Source organism: Leclercia adecarboxylata (assembly GCF_006171285.1).
Lineage (GTDB): Bacteria > Pseudomonadota > Gammaproteobacteria > Enterobacterales > Enterobacteriaceae > Enterobacter > Enterobacter barmai.
This window is the reverse complement of record NZ_CP040889.1, coordinates 3980071-3994375: the sequence shown is the minus strand read 5'-3', so window position 1 is coordinate 3994375 and position 14305 is coordinate 3980071. Positions and strand designations below refer to the sequence as shown.

Here is a 14305-nt window from a genome sequence, read left to right as displayed (position 1 = left end):
ATTAATACTGCCAGTTCAGGCAGACCGACCGCACAAATAAGCAAGCCAGTTAATTAATAACTGGCCTGTTCGTTAATCACAATACTTCTGGGTTTGCAGATCCCTGTTAATTAAATGGGTGCAATTACGCCCGCTTTTTTTGCCGGTATATAACGCAATATCTGCTCGCTCAAGTACTTCCCTGAGCGTCTCCTCCTGATGAATACGCGTTAAGCCGCCGGTAAAAGTAATGCGAATAATATGCTCTCCAGCGATAGTTTCCAGACGAGAAATATCACGACGAAGCCGTTCGGCGATGGTAACCGCTTCCCGGTCGTTGGTGGCATGCAGAACAACAATAAACTCTTCGCCACCGTAGCGATACATTGACTCAGAGCGGCGAATATTATTGCTGATATTCATCGCCAGCGAACGCAGGACAATATCCCCGTTCAGATGACCGTAATTATCATTCACTTTTTTAAAGTGATCGATATCCAGTAATAACAGGTATAACCCTTCGGCACCCAGCTCTTTATTCATGCTGCAGAACGACTCATCAAGAATGCGTCGCAGCGGCAGACCGGTCAGGGCATCGTAGCTGGTACGCAGCTGCAGCAGATGTACTTTATAAGTGGTCAGGGCATCGGTAAAAGCCAGCAACGATTGTTCGAAAAGATCGAAATCTTCACTTTTTTGCCGCCGATGCTCAATGGCGGTAATCAGACTCCGACAGGTTTGATGCACGCATATATGCTTTTTGTTAATATCCAGTAAAAAATTTGTATCTTCCCGCTCCTCCAGTAAGCGAGTATTTAACCAGTGTCCAAACTCGCAATGCAGGTGGGCATCGTCACTGCATATTTCGGGTATATCGACATCACCGCTATCAATAAAGCGCAATAACTTTACCAACCACTTAAAGTGCGCATCCGTTGACTGGTTCAGCCCGCGAACGGTTTCATCAATCTCTTTGAATTTCCGGTTCATTGGACCTCGCAATTAACAAATTAATAACGAAAAAGATCATATCAAATTAAATCTCAATATTTGCAAGGGCATTTAAAGATTATATAGCCCGCTACTAATAAAGATACGAAATGAATGTTTCCAAATATCTGTAAATAACCTTCTGTAGTAGAAAGGGCTTATCGTCAACGAAACGGGTTCCCGCCGCGTTGCCCGGCCCCTTTCAGGCAATCGCCCAAATCAATACTTTTTTTTCACATAACCCTTTTTACAGGCGTGCGAGGGCGTAAAGTAAGCAGGCTTACTTTTTTATTTTTGGCAAGGAATACAACATGTTTGACCCTACCCTGCTCATTCTTCTGGCTCTGGCCGCGCTGGGCTTTGTCAGCCATAACACCACGGTGGCGATCTCGATTCTGGTGCTGATCATTGTCCGGGTGACGCCGCTTAACACCTTTTTTCCGTGGATTGAAAAACAGGGGCTGACCATCGGGATTATCATCCTCACCATCGGCGTGATGGCACCCATTGCCAGCGGTACCTTACCAGCCTCGACGCTGATCCACGCCTTTATGAACTGGAAATCGCTTATCGCCATTGCCGTAGGGGTATTTGTCTCCTGGCTCGGCGGTCGTGGCGTCACGCTGATGAGCTCCCAGCCCACGCTGGTAGCGGGACTGCTGGTGGGGACAGTGCTGGGGGTGGCGCTGTTTCGCGGCGTCCCGGTCGGGCCGCTTATTGCCGCCGGGCTGGTGTCGCTGTTTATCGGAAAGTCGTAGCGAGGCTGGCGATATACCGGGCCGGGGTTTGTCCCAGCCCTTTTTTGAACATGGTGATAAACGCCGTGGTGGAGTCATAACCCAGATGATGCGCCACCTGCTGCACCGACTGCCCGCTAATCAGCCCCTGCAGGGCGACAATCAGCTGAAGCTGATGCCGCCAGCGGCGAAAACTGAGCCCGGTTTCGCTGACCACCAGCCGGGCGAGGTTGCGCTCGCTCATCGCAAAATGGCGCGCCCACTGGTGCAGCGTCTGCCATTCGGCAGGCGTTTGCGCCATGGTGTCGCTCATCAGGCGAATTTTGGGGTGCGTGGATACCGGGAGCTGCAGCTGCTCCTGGGGCTGGCGGGGCAGTTCATCAAACAGCACCTCCACCAGCCGCCGGGTCGCCGGCTCCTGCACGTCCGGGCTGCGCTCGGCCAGGGTGAGGATCAGCTCCCGCACCAGAGGTGAAATTTTTAACGTGCAGCAGCGGTCCGGCAGCGACACGGCGTCGGGTTCGATAAATAAAAAGCAGAGTCGGGCGCTGGGTGTCGCCTTGTTACTGTGCGGTAGCTGGCCGGGGATCCAGACGGCAAACTGCGGCGGCACCATCCACATGGCATTTTCCACTTCGCAGGTGATGGCCCCATGCAGGGCCAGAATGAGCTGTCCTTTGCGGTGCTGGTGGCGCGGGATGCGCTGCTCGTCTGCCACCACGCGCACATGAAACGCCACCGCCGGGTCGTGCTGGCTGTCGGGATCGTATCCCTCAAGGCCGAGGCCAATCATAATTTTGTCCGATATTAGCGATAATCTGTCATTTTAGCCTGATTTCAGCCAGCGTGAAAATGCGTATCCTGTAGGCTCATTTCGACGTAAGAGATACTCATGACCCTTGCCCTTTCTGCCACCGGTAAACAGCGAGCGCTGTTGATCGCCGGAATTTTGCTGATTGCCACCTCGCTGCGGGTGACCTTTACCGGGGCCGCACCGCTGCTGGACGCTATCCGCACGGATTATGCCCTGACCACCGCCCAGACCGGGCTGCTCACCACCCTGCCCCTGCTGGCCTTTGCCCTGATCTCCCCGCTGGCGGCGGGTCTCGCCCGGCGTATTGGGATGGAGCGCAGCCTGTTTATCGCCCTGTTGCTGATTATTGCCGGGATCGCCCTGCGTTCGTTGCCCTCAGCGGCGCTGCTGTTTGGCGGCACCGCCGTCATTGGCTGCGGCATTGCGCTGGGCAACGTGCTGCTGCCAGGGCTTATCAAGCGCGATTTTCCCGGCCAGGTGGCAAAACTGACCGGGGCGTACTCCCTGACCATGGGGGCCGCCGCTGCGCTGGGCTCGGCGCTGGTGGTGCCCGTGGCCCTGAGCGGCGCGGGCTGGCACGGGGCATTGTTGATGCTAATGGCGTTTCCTTTGCTGGCGCTGTTGCTGTGGCTTCCGCAGTGGAGTCAGCGCCCCGCCGGTTCCCTGAGCGGCGCCCGCGCGCTGCAAAACCGGGGGATCTGGCGCTCTGCGCTCGCCTGGCAGGTGACGCTGTTTCTGGGGATCAACTCGCTGATTTACTATGTGATTATCGGCTGGCTTCCGGCGATCCTGCAGAGTCATGGCTACAGCGAAACCGAGGCGGGCTCCCTGCACGGGCTGTTACAGCTGGCGACCGCCGCGCCGGGAATTGTGGTGCCGTTGATCCTGCTTCGCCTGAAGGATCAGCGCGGTGTCGCCGGACTGGCGGCAATGATGTGCGCGGTGAGCGCGGCCGGGCTGTGGTTTATGCCGGATATGGCGGTGATGTGGACGCTAATATTTGGCTTTGGCTCCGGTGCCACCATGATCCTCGGCCTGACCTTTATCGGCCTGCGTGCCAGCTCGGCTCATCAGGCGGCGGCGCTTTCCGGGATGGCGCAGTCGGTCGGTTATCTGCTTGCCGCCTGTGGTCCACCGTTAATGGGTAAAATCCATGATGCCAACGGCGACTGGCGGATCCCACTGCTTGCCTGCGCGCTGGTGTCAGTCATCATGGCGGTGTGCGGTATGCTTGCCGGGCGTGACCGGGAGATCACACCGGGCTAAGTTGTCTTCAGTAATTCTGCGCCGCGCGAAGCAGAGCCCGCACCAGCGGCGCAGGACGCCCGGCCAGGGCGGCGCGCTCGTGCTGGAACAGCGTCGCCACGAAGAACGGATGCGTTACCAGCTCAACGGCGCGGATCTCACCCTGCGCGTCCCAGCCGGTGACGCGCATATCGCCTTTCTCCAGCGCCTGCGCGAACTCAGCCGAAACGCCGTAGTTGCAGTGATAGCCCTCCTCGATCTCTTCCTGACCATAGGCTTTAGCGATCAGGGTGTTGGCGCGCAGTTCGATGGTATCGGCGACCTCCACCAGCGAGCAGGTCAGCGGGGCAATCACCATCCGGCCTTCGGTATCGGTTTCCGCGTGGGCGGCATCTTCCCAGCCCAGCACGTTACGCGCATATTCTATGAGCGCATGCTGGAATCCACCGCAGGTGCCCAGAAAAGGCACGCTGTTTTCACGGGCATAGCGCGCGGCAATAAACGCGGCTTCGGTGTTTTTATACGGACTTGCAGGAACCAGCCACAGAGCATCATAGCCGACCAGGTCTTCCGGGCTGGTTAATTCGGTGGTCGCCAGCCAGTCGTAGTCGGCGGTAATGTCCAGCACCGCAGCGGCATCGTCAATGGCCAGAGGGATCGCCTGGTGAGCCAGCACGTCATGATTGTAGTCGCCGACCAGTGCAATTCGGAGGGTATCTTTTACCGGAGAGAGTTCCATAGAGTGATCCTTATGCCAGATAAATATCAGATAACATAAGGCGCGTCAGACTACCGATCTTTCGTTGTTATCACAACACCTTAAATTGAGGGGCAAGAGAATGATTCATTGCAAACGTCTTTATGACGAGGCCAGCCAGGGGGATGGTTACCGGATCCTGGTGGATCGGCTCTGGCCGCGGGGTATGAAAAAAGAGGCGCTGGCGTGTGATGAGTGGTGTAAGACGCTGGCGCCGTCAAATGAACTGCGCAAGGCATTTCATAGCGAGACGATCGACTTTGCCAGCTTCAGCGAAGCCTATCGTCAGGAGCTGGCATTACATGAGGATGAGGGACGGCGCATTGCCCGCCTGGCGGACAAGCAGACCGTGACGCTGCTCTACGGCGCAAAAGATCCGCAGCAGAATCACGCGCGGGTGTTAGCCGCCTGGCTACGCGAGCTGTAAGTCAGTCCAGCATCAGGGCGTCGAGGGTTTCCGGCGCCTCTTCAGGCGTGAGCGGCATCAGGTATTCCGGGCGCACAAACGCAAAGCCGTGTTGATTATCCACCGACCAGACATCCCCGGTCACCAGCCACAGGGGGCGCTGTGCAGATGGCGGCAGCTCTGTCATCACGCCGTTGACCGGATTTAAAAACCGCTCTCCCGGATGGCAAAGGCTGAACAGCTCAACGGATTTGCCAATATTGCGACGGCCTGCTGGCGTGCGGGCACCAATAATCATCGCCAGGCTGCCCGGATTTAACTGAAACATGCTTCCTCGTGTCTGAATATTGCATATAAGAATTTTCTTAGTGCGGATTTTAGCTCAGCCAAAAGGCTCTGTCACCAGGGTGAACAGGTGAATTTTTCTCCATGATTTCTTCATTATGCCGACATGTTTCATCGCTATAGTGAGGTTGTTCTCGCCTTGACCAGAGAACATCATTCCGTAATCAAGATGTTACTTTCCCCGGCCCTGCGCCGGGGCTTTTTTCCCTGCCAGAATTTGTCGTTCCTCGCCTGAATATATGAAATGTTTTCAATTCATGTTTTACTATCCGCCGTCGAATCTTTCAGCAAAACAGTCAGGTACAGAGGTCATCTGTAGGGGAGTTGAGCAGCGTCATGTCGGATATTATTCTTGCCCGTGTTTCAGAAACGCTCAGCACTGAGCAATCACTTGAAAGCCTGGTGCGTCAGCTGCTCGAAATGCTGGAGGTGGTGACGGATATGGAGTCCACCTACCTCACCAAAATTGATATCAACGCCCGTCTGCAGCACATTCTCTACGCCAGAAACAGCAAGCAGATGCACATTCCGGAAGGGCTAAGCGTTCCCTGGGACGAGACGCTGTGTAAACGGGCGATCGATTCCGACTGCTTCTACAGCGATAGCGTTCCCGAACGTTTTGCCGACTGCGACGCCGCAAAAGCGCTGGGTATTACCACCTATATGAGCATTCCCATTCATCTGACCGATGGTTCGCTCTACGGCACCCTGTGCGCCACCAGCACCCGCAAACAGGAGTTGAGCGAACGCGGTGAGCATGTCTTAAAGCTCTTCGCCGGACTCATCGCCCAGTACATTGAGAAAGAGTCGCTGGTGAATCAGCTGCGTGAAGCGAACGCCGCCCTGATTGCGTACTCCTATACCGATGCCCTTACCGGGCTGCCTAACCGCCGCGCCATCTTTGACAATCTCACCACCCTCTTTTCGCTGGCGCGCCATCTGAACCGTAACGCCATCATCGCGTACATCGATCTGGATGATTTTAAGCTCATCAACGATCGCTTTGGTCACGAGGCGGGCGACCGCTTTCTGGTTGAGGTGGGTAAACGGCTGAACGACGGACGCGACGACGATGATATCGTCGGCAGGCTGGGCGGGGATGAATTCCTGGTGGCCTGTCTGAGTCAGAACCGCGACACCGGGGAGCAGATCCCATTAACGGTAATGAATACGCAGCTGAGCGCGCAGATTGCCGGTGAATACTGGCTCGGGGATGTGCATATCGTTTATCCGGGCGCAAGTATTGGCGTGATTGAGGTGGATCCGGCCCAACTGGATGCCGACAGCGCCCTGCGGGCAGCCGATGCGGCCATGTACAGCGATAAAAAAGGGAAAATAAAAACGCCCTTTCTCAATATCGATTAACCCCGTACACTCAACGGGTTTCGCATTTCAGGACAGGTGATAGCATGCGGCTTGGTATTCTGTTCCCGATCGTAATCTTTATTACGGCGGTGATTTTTTTAACGTGGTTTTTTGTCGGCGGCTACGCTGCGCCCGGGGGATAAATGAGAAAAACGACGATTATTATGCTGATTGTCGCCATTGTGGCCGTTGCCGGTAGCCAGCTAGGCTGGTGGTAAATCGCGTAAAAAGACCGCCCACTTGGCGGTCTTTTTTTTGCAATGTCGGGTTAGCTTCTCACCTTACGGTAAATGAACAGTACTACCAGCGCACCAATTACCGCGACCATAAAGCTGCCGAAGTTAAAGCCATCGACCCTGCCGAAACCGAAGAGGGTACTGATCCAGCCGCCGACCACGGCACCGATGATCCCCAGAATGACCGTAACGATGAATCCACCGCCATCTTTGCCCGGCATGATCCACTTAGCCAGAATACCCGCGATAAGCCCAAAGATAATCCAGGATATGATTCCCATAACTGCTTTCCTCTCTGTATGGTTTTTGTCGTCAAATCAAGTACACAGAAAGCTTAGCACAGGATTCAGAAATGCAAGTTTGTGATTACCATCACGCGAAAAAATTAAGAATTAGTCGGCAAACCTGTGTTCCGCACAAAAATTGGGGTTGCAATCGTTAATGAGAAACATTATCTTTCTCAACACTGAATAGTTGAGCAAAACACTCAGGTATTCAGTACGACATTGCTCACATTGCTTCCAGTATTTCTTGCCCACTTTATGTGGGCTTTTTTTTGTCCCTCATTCTGCCATTTGACGTTCTGGATTTTGCTATTACGCTTATTAACACAATCCCAGAACAGCCTTAATGGTATTGATAACATGAATGTTTCCAGCAGATTCGTGATTTGTATTAACCTTGTTTGTGCCAGTTCGTTGTTACTGATACTCTCTGACAAATTTAACTGGTTTTAATGTGAGCAGACCCGGCATCCCGCCGGGTTTCATCTTTTAATCATCCCCTTCGATGAAGAACCCTGCCCGACGTATCGCCTCTTTGCTGTCCGTGACGCCTGCCGCGTACCCTGCCTCGATATCGCATACCGGGCTTGCGCTGACGTAAGGGAGCTTTACTTCCGTCGCGAGAAGCTGTTTCAGGCGGGTATTTTCCTGGCGCAGTGAGAGCAGTTCTGTGGCAAGCTCTGCTGCGGTTATTTCGGAAAGATCGCCTGCAGCGATGCGGCGCAGTTCAGTGTCATCAAGCATCATTCCTCCTCCGTATCCCAAAAAAAAACGGGAGCCTTTCGGCTCCCGTTCTTGTTTAACCCGTAATCCGGATTACATGTTTTCGATGATCGCGTCACCAAACTCTGAACATTTCAGCAGTTTAGCGCCTTCCATCAGACGTTCGAAGTCATAGGTCACGGTCTTGTTGTTGATCGCGCCTTCCATACCTTTAACGATCAGGTCTGCGGCTTCGAACCACTCCATGTGACGGAGCAGTAGTTCAACGTAATCATGGTAAGCCATTACTTTATAATAGAATGATAACGCAAAATCAGTTTTGAGGGCTAATTTGACCTGCTTTCTAACCCGTTGTTTTTGCGATAGTGGCAGAAAGTTTTGATAACCACTTTTCACCAATAGGAGTGCTTAACCCACTCAAATCTATTGGCCTGTTAAGTGCCAGGAGCGGACATAGCGAATTCGCCATTGCATGGGAATAGCAGGTTTACTGAAGCAGCCTGCGATGGCGTTATGGCAATAGTCAGTCCTCTGTCCAGTCGGCATATGTGACCACCTCGTCACCGCTGGGGATAAACTGATTGAAGCCTCCGCGCAAAATCACTTATTCTTTTCCGTTAATAAAATACTGGAGATGAGCCATGACTGGCGAAATTCGTGGGCGAGGCAGGCCACGAAAAACAGAAAGTACCTATGCTGATACCCGTAATGACCTGATCCGAAGCGGGCTTGAACTGCTCACGCAGAATGGTTTTCTTTCAACGGGAGTCGATGCCATTGTCAAAAATGCCAGTGTTCCTAAAGGCTCATTTTATTACTACTTCAGGAGCAAAGAAGAGTATGCCCGGACCGTTCTGGACGCCTATGACAGTTTCTTTGTGCATAAACTCAAAAAACATCTGCATGATTCATCCGGCACGCCAATGATGCGCCTGGAAAATTTCATCGACGATGCCTGCGACGGCATTAAAAAGTACAATTTCACCCGGGGCTGTCTGGTTGGCAATATGATGCAGGAGAGTCCGGGGCTTCCACTTTCCTTTATCAAACAGCTCCAGGAAATACTTGAGCGCTGGCAGGCACTTGTGGCGTCCTGCCTGTCCGACGCGTTATCTTCGGGCGAAATCCTCTCCGATATGAACGATACACAACTGGCGGCCATTTTCTGGAGTAGTTGGGAGGGAGCCGTGATGCGTGCCAAACTTTATTGTTCAACCCAGCCTGTGTACGACTTCTGGAGCTTTTTCAAAACGTCAGTACGCTATCAACCCTCTAAGGATACGACGGTTGCGCGGTAAAAAAGGGGCCTCAGCCCCCTGATGATAGAGTATCAAACCCGGCAGCCTGGCTCCCCTCTCATTAGCTACACTGAATTACTGCCCTGCCACGAATTCCGCCATTCAGAAGTTTTTCAGCCACATTGATGGCATCACTGAGCGGATAAACGGTGGTCAGGCTATCCAGTCTGGACTCCGGTAAATACTGTACCGCCTGCTGCCAGATCGCCACTCTTTTATCCTTCGCGAGCATGACACTGTCAATCCCTTTCAGCGTGACGCCACGCAGGATAAACGGTGCCACATTCCCCATCAGTTCCATACCCTGTGCCATGCCGCAGGCTGCAACAATGCTGCCGTACTGTACACTGGCACAGGCATTACAGAGCGTGTGGCTACCGACTGTATCAATGGCGGCTGCCCAGCGTTCTTTCTGTAACGGTTTTCCGGGACAGGAGAGCTCGGAACGGTTAATAATCTCGTCCACACCGACCGTTTTATAGAGCCAGGCAGCTTCTTCCGGACGACCAGTAGACGCCGTTACGCGGTACCCCATTGATGCAAGGATCATGGCCGCAATACTCCCGACACCGCCGCTGGCACCGGTAACAAGTACCGGACCATCTTCAGGCTTAATACCATGATTCAGGAGTGCGTCGACGCACAGCATCGCGGTAAAGCCAGCTGTTCCGATTGCCATTACGTGTTTGCTGTTAGCGCCAGCCGGGAGCGGCGTCAGCCAGTCTCCTTTTACCCGTGCTTTTTCGGACAGCCCGCCCCAGTGTTTTTCCCCCACACCCCAGCCGGTCAGGAGAACCTTATCTCCTGCCTGATATTCCGGATGTGAACTGGCGGACACCGTACCGGCAAAATCAATGCCAGGCACCATTGGAAAGTGCCGGACGACAGGCCCTCGGCCCGTAATGGCCAGTGCGTCTTTGTAATTAATGGATGAATAGTCAACATTGACCTCTACATCCCCTTGCGGCAGCTCACTTTCTGCAATTTCAGCAAGTTGCGCACTATAGCGTTCATCTGTTTTGTTGATTAATAAAGATTTAAACACGTTTACCTCGTTTGTCTGGACGTTTACTGTTCAGTCGTTAAGTCGTCAATAAATAATATTGACCGATCGTCTAATAATCAACACTACTATCCCAGTGTTTTGCCAGCATTCAAGAATTATTATTTATTTCATGCACATAAAACTGTCTTTTTTGACCGACATCAAGCCGGATTCAGGTTTATCTAGTGCGGACGGGAAAAATCAGCATTCCTGAAGAAACATAGCCAATGCTTAAGGACATGGCTGATGATGCAATAAAACAACCAGGCTTTAATGAACTATGGTCTGCAATACGCTCTTAGCAGACCTCGCGACGCTTCAGGTGGTCAGCTTTGTATCACAAGAAGCCTAAACCACTTGTTTAGGCCAGCGCCTTTTGCGCGGCGTTGGAAGAGTGGAACGGGTAGTCAGTCGGGTTCCGCATACGGAACATACCGCGCCGTGTGGCACATCCTGCACGGGATTGAAGGAAGTGAAAAAGAACCGGTTGCTTTTGCAAACAGGGCAGATGAATTTCATAACGGATATAACGCCTCCGGACCGATGGCTGAATTCATAACATACACCGTTTCGTTATAACCAAACGAGTAATAGTTAACAATCCACAACCTCAGAAAGTACAGCCTACATAAGGCGTACCTTAAGCATACAGAACGCTGCTGAAGGTATCCGATATGGCTTTAAATATCCCCGTGACCGCACCAGATATCTATCAACTCCTTTAAAATACAGATAAGAGCCGCCACGATGAGCAGAAATAAAACGGCTAATGATGCACCTGATATCATCAAAGACCCTCGTCTTCAGTTTTTTCCTGACAAATTATAAGGCTTAGATTTCTGCGATTATGGATACCCTGTGCCTTTTCTTTGCACAGTCTGCAAGCGTAATGCAGTTCTGCTCTTGATCTTGAGTGGGGGTACAGCCTCGCCTGGCTGAAAAAAATGCCCGCGGTTTAGCCGGCAAATGAAAGCAACAAAAACATATAGCTTGTTAGAATGTAGGTGCCGGGTGCCTCCAGGTGACTCGTTACCAGTCATACGAGCCGCAAGCATATCTGCACTCAGCAGTTAACTGGATTGCCCCGCCGCACAGGGGGAATCACCTCGCTTAAATTTAAATGATTTTAAACGAAGCGCCAATACCCACGACCTAAAGTAATGGCTTACGCTGCCGATATGAAATTTACCTGCGCCCTGAGCGTGGGACTGATAACAAAACTAAGGGAGTTGTGCCCGTTCCCGTACGGGCTTTTTTCTCTCTTCAGAGTGTTCGAGAATGCGCCTATCAATAATTACTGCTGAACATCCGGCTGTTCGCTCGTCTCTTCAGGCCCCTTATCCTCGCCTGGCTGCAAACCAAGCTTCGCTTCCAGATATTCAACGCGCTCAACCAGTGCCAGGATTGCCTCATGGTGAAGCGCTCCAACACCCGCGACGTTTAGAGTCAGGAATCCGTCGTTATCCTCACCGACAACCTCCGGTAGAACCTCTTTCACTTCCTGAGCGATATACCCTGCAGAATCAACATCACCTTTCTTATAGGTAAACGTCTTCCCATGAAATGACTTCATCTTCTCGATGGGGTTTTCAATGGTTTTAATATTGTATTTCAGTCGCTCATCTGATGGGTTGTTCCATGTCCCGCCGCCTGCGTTGCCGTTAGCACCAAAGATAAAAGAAGAGTTTAAATTTGATGATCCACCGTTAGCGTTAATTTGCACCCTGTCTATATTAGTGCTGGAGCCTCTTACGCCACCAATCGACCAGCCGCCGTTGTACCAGCTGCCAGTTAGGTAATTTACAAAATTTCCTTCTACGGTGTCATTTTTGACGTTGTTTAGCTCAATCCAGTTATTGGATTCAGGCCGCCACGCATTAACCCCGCAGCCACCTCCCGCACTGGTGTGAATGTCTGTAAATACGCTGCCTCCGGCATTTACCGTCATTTTGCCAGTTACCTGCACGTTGCCGTTTACGACACCGCCGGACTCACTACTCAGTGCCTTTACGTCTGCCGCAGCCAGGGCTACTATGTCTTTTCTCAATGCCATGATGTAACTCCTTACGCCCAGACACGAGCCGGTGTTTTCGGTGTAACCACAAAGTCGTTCAGCCCGGATAAGTCGAGCGAGTCATTCATGACGCGCAAATTGGCGTGATACCCGGGAAGGTTGATGTATTGGATATATTCGTTTTCTTCACCGGTATTATTAATCCCAGACGGGACTGCAATAATTCCGATGATATCAAGACTTATATCCGGGTGAGATAGAATGCCCTGCTCCTCATCAAACACAAACCCCGCCTTGTTTAATTTAGTACGCATTTCAGCGGCGTCAGTGAAGCGCAAATATAAATCTTTCATCAACGAAGTCCTTTAATTTGATTAAGGGTTAACACTCGATGCCAAATACGGAGATTGCGAATATGGTAAACAAAAGTAGTTCCTGAAGGGCCTGTCGTATTTGAAATATCTCCCGCTGCGCTTGTGTTGTTAACTGGTGCTTGTGTTCTGGAGGAAGTGTTTCCATTAAAGTACGAAGAATATTCATCTCCATCTATTTTATGTACATAGGCGCCGGAAACGTTAGCGACGTAAGGTACAAATACCCCTCCGCCATCCCTATATGACGTAAGCCTGTTTGCCGAACTTAGTCGACAAATAATATCATTAGTAACGCCAGAAACACGTATTACATCAACATAGTTACTTGATGCAGGCCCCGCACCTTTCACAACAATTTCAAAAGCTACAGTACGTTTAAATTTAGTTGCTAACGTTTTATATCCGACATTCTCAGGGGACAGATACCAGTAATCTGCCCCTCGTGTAACTGTGGATGCCACAGTTGGAATATACGAAGTAGGGACAGGACCAGCTTCTAATTGCGCTCCCCAGATATATAAACCGGATACACCATCACCGGTATAACTTGCCGTTACACCGTCTTTTGCAAGTTGCAGACGGAAAACGCTACTCTGAGTCGCTCCAGCTGTCAGCGACATCCAAACACGATAAACGCCATTTCCAAGATCATCAAAACCACGGTCCAGGTATTGCGCACCGACAGCACCGCCGACGAATGCTCCTGCAACTGGGTCAAAGAAAACGCCAGATGTAGTTCCCGTTGCAACCCGTAAATATAAAAGACGAGAATTTGTATGAGCTTTAACAAATACAGAATAACAATATATCGTACCGGACGTTAAGTTGATATTACGGTCTTGCGCATAATGTTCCGCACCCGCCGTATCCTCTACCAACAGCGCCATCGTCTTGTCGCCGCGAGGAGAATCACCACTATTATTTGTAGTAGTTACTCGGGAACCCGTCCCCCACTGTTCGGAGTAGGTATATAAGTTAGTACCTACCCCTTCCATTAACAAACCTTCTCGCTCAAATCGTGGCTCGTTAATAGCGGCGGCCTGCATTACACCACATTTATCAAAATACGTTGCAGTGGTTAACCGGGTAAAGGTCGCTGACTTTGTTGGCAGCTCCAGTACCTGCCCGGAAATTGTAAGTTTGTCATATGGCGCGAACCCTGCCAGCAGGCGCATGTCATCATTGAGCGGCACCCACACATCCGGGTACGGCGCAGCCTCATAGGGTACGGATGTCAGCAGCTGCGCGGCGGCCAGTGATGCTGCGGCGTTCGTTTCACTGGTTTTAGCGTTATTCTCTGAAGTCTTCGCGTTCGTCTCAGACGTTTTGGCGTTGGTTTCGCTGGTTTTGGCAGCGTTCTTCGATGCGAGAGCATTCCCCTCTGACGTTGCCGCGTTTGTAGCACTGGTTGCTGCGGCGTTTTTTGAAGCCAGGGCGTTTGTTTCACTGGTTTTGGCTGCGGCGGCGCTGGTCCCTGCCGCGTTCGCAGCTGTGATCAGCTTCGACCAGCTCGGCCCCGTTTTTTTCGAACCGTCTGCAAGGGTTACGGTGACGTCACCGGAGCCCGATAAAATCAGGTCCTGGTTAACGATATCAATTTGCGCCTGGCGAAAACCTTCCGTGACGGCGTTTGCTAAATCGTCATCAAGTGTGGCCATTCGTGATGTCCTTAAAATGAAAAACCCAGCCGGAG

At 51.8% G+C, this 14305-nt stretch carries 18 protein-coding genes and 1 pseudogene; 8 read left to right on the top strand and 11 right to left on the bottom strand.

Features of this window, described 5'->3' with window-relative positions; genetic code table 11:
• Positions 1 to 72: 72 nt before the first annotated feature.
• Positions 73 to 969 carry a diguanylate cyclase gene (locus FHN83_RS20825; protein ID WP_139564800.1) on the bottom strand — a complete coding sequence of 299 codons (897 nt, stop codon included), beginning with the start codon at positions 967 to 969 and terminating at the stop codon, positions 73 to 75.
• A gap of 311 nt (positions 970 to 1280) precedes the next feature.
• Between FHN83_RS20825 and FHN83_RS20820 the strand changes: the two genes are divergently transcribed.
• Positions 1281 to 1727, top strand: a complete 447-nt coding sequence (locus FHN83_RS20820; RefSeq protein ID WP_039029019.1) for a DUF441 domain-containing protein — start codon at positions 1281 to 1283, stop codon at positions 1725 to 1727.
• On the opposite strand, the gene FHN83_RS20815 is transcribed toward FHN83_RS20820, so the two are convergent.
• The gene (locus tag FHN83_RS20815; protein WP_139564799.1) at positions 1711 to 2499 is read right to left on the bottom strand and encodes an AraC family transcriptional regulator; all 789 of its coding nucleotides are present in this window, start codon (positions 2497 to 2499) and stop codon (positions 1711 to 1713) included. The two genes, FHN83_RS20820 and FHN83_RS20815, sit on opposite strands and share 17 nt — an antisense overlap.
• 99 nt (positions 2500 to 2598) lie before the next feature.
• Between FHN83_RS20815 and FHN83_RS20810 the strand changes: the two genes are divergently transcribed.
• Positions 2599 to 3786: a CynX/NimT family MFS transporter gene (locus FHN83_RS20810; protein WP_139564798.1), complete on the top strand. Its 1188-nt coding sequence runs from the start codon at positions 2599 to 2601 to the stop codon at positions 3784 to 3786.
• 7 nt (positions 3787 to 3793) lie between these two features.
• Here the strand turns inward: FHN83_RS20810 and FHN83_RS20805 are convergent, their stop codons facing one another.
• Positions 3794 to 4504: a CTP synthase gene (locus FHN83_RS20805; RefSeq protein ID WP_139564797.1), complete on the bottom strand. Its 711-nt coding sequence runs from the start codon at positions 4502 to 4504 to the stop codon at positions 3794 to 3796.
• A 100-nt stretch (positions 4505 to 4604) separates the two neighbouring features.
• Here FHN83_RS20805 and FHN83_RS20800 point away from each other — a divergent pair, with 100 nt between their 5' ends.
• Entirely contained in the window at positions 4605 to 4949 is a 345-nt protein-coding gene (locus FHN83_RS20800) for a DUF488 domain-containing protein (RefSeq protein ID WP_139564796.1), read from the top strand.
• A 1-nt stretch (position 4950) separates the two neighbouring features.
• Here FHN83_RS20800 and FHN83_RS20795 read toward each other — a convergent pair whose 3' ends face one another.
• Entirely contained in the window at positions 4951 to 5256 is a 306-nt protein-coding gene (locus FHN83_RS20795; protein WP_039029014.1) for a hypothetical protein, read from the bottom strand.
• Between the two features lie 353 nt (positions 5257 to 5609).
• On the opposite strand from FHN83_RS20795, the gene FHN83_RS20790 reads away from it, so the two are divergent.
• From FHN83_RS20790 to yoaJ, 3 genes are read left to right on the top strand one after another with little or no spacing between them, the layout of a single operon-like run.
• Complete coding sequence (locus tag FHN83_RS20790) at positions 5610 to 6638, top strand: sensor domain-containing diguanylate cyclase (protein WP_139564795.1); 1029 nt, start codon at positions 5610 to 5612, stop codon at positions 6636 to 6638.
• Between the two features lie 44 nt (positions 6639 to 6682).
• Entirely contained in the window at positions 6683 to 6781 is a 99-nt protein-coding gene (locus FHN83_RS20785; RefSeq protein WP_032617670.1) for a YoaK family small membrane protein, read from the top strand.
• On the top strand, positions 6782 to 6856 hold the full coding sequence (yoaJ, locus tag FHN83_RS29015; RefSeq protein ID WP_073885218.1) for a protein YoaJ: 75 nt from the start codon (positions 6782 to 6784) through the stop codon (positions 6854 to 6856).
• A gap of 50 nt (positions 6857 to 6906) precedes the next feature.
• On the opposite strand, the gene FHN83_RS20775 is transcribed toward yoaJ, so the two are convergent.
• Positions 6907 to 7155 (bottom strand): GlsB/YeaQ/YmgE family stress response membrane protein, encoded by a 249-nt coding sequence (locus FHN83_RS20775; protein ID WP_032617669.1) that lies wholly within the window; start codon positions 7153 to 7155, stop codon positions 6907 to 6909.
• A 261-nt stretch (positions 7156 to 7416) separates the two neighbouring features.
• Here FHN83_RS20775 and yncL point away from each other — a divergent pair, with 261 nt between their 5' ends.
• Positions 7417 to 7611, top strand: a complete 195-nt coding sequence (gene yncL, locus FHN83_RS29010) for a stress response membrane protein YncL (RefSeq protein WP_353620492.1) — start codon at positions 7417 to 7419, stop codon at positions 7609 to 7611.
• A 36-nt stretch (positions 7612 to 7647) separates the two neighbouring features.
• Here yncL and FHN83_RS20765 read toward each other — a convergent pair whose 3' ends face one another.
• Positions 7648 to 7905: a hypothetical protein gene (locus tag FHN83_RS20765; RefSeq protein ID WP_139564794.1), complete on the bottom strand. Its 258-nt coding sequence runs from the start codon at positions 7903 to 7905 to the stop codon at positions 7648 to 7650.
• Between the two features lie 69 nt (positions 7906 to 7974).
• Positions 7975 to 8145, bottom strand: a pseudogene (locus FHN83_RS20760) (isocitrate/isopropylmalate family dehydrogenase); the annotation flags it as partial.
• A gap of 377 nt (positions 8146 to 8522) precedes the next feature.
• Here FHN83_RS20760 and FHN83_RS20755 point away from each other — a divergent pair.
• A complete protein-coding gene (locus tag FHN83_RS20755; protein WP_139564792.1) occupies positions 8523 to 9179 on the top strand; it encodes a TetR/AcrR family transcriptional regulator in 657 nt (218 codons plus the stop codon).
• Between the two features lie 61 nt (positions 9180 to 9240).
• On the opposite strand, the gene FHN83_RS20750 is transcribed toward FHN83_RS20755, so the two are convergent.
• The 4 genes from FHN83_RS20750 to FHN83_RS28255 form a co-directional block, all read right to left on the bottom strand.
• A complete protein-coding gene (locus tag FHN83_RS20750; protein ID WP_139564791.1) occupies positions 9241 to 10224 on the bottom strand; it encodes an MDR family oxidoreductase in 984 nt (327 codons plus the stop codon).
• 1294 nt (positions 10225 to 11518) lie between these two features.
• Positions 11519 to 12277 carry a tail fiber domain-containing protein gene (locus FHN83_RS20745; protein ID WP_139564790.1) on the bottom strand — a complete coding sequence of 253 codons (759 nt, stop codon included), beginning with the start codon at positions 12275 to 12277 and terminating at the stop codon, positions 11519 to 11521.
• Between the two features lie 11 nt (positions 12278 to 12288).
• On the bottom strand, positions 12289 to 12591 hold the full coding sequence (locus FHN83_RS20740; RefSeq protein ID WP_139564789.1) for a hypothetical protein: 303 nt from the start codon (positions 12589 to 12591) through the stop codon (positions 12289 to 12291).
• A complete protein-coding gene (locus FHN83_RS28255) occupies positions 12591 to 14270 on the bottom strand; it encodes a phage head spike fiber domain-containing protein (protein WP_176556507.1) in 1680 nt (559 codons plus the stop codon). Before FHN83_RS28255 ends, FHN83_RS20740 begins: the two co-directional genes overlap by 1 nt.
• Positions 14271 to 14305: the final 35 nt, after the last annotated feature.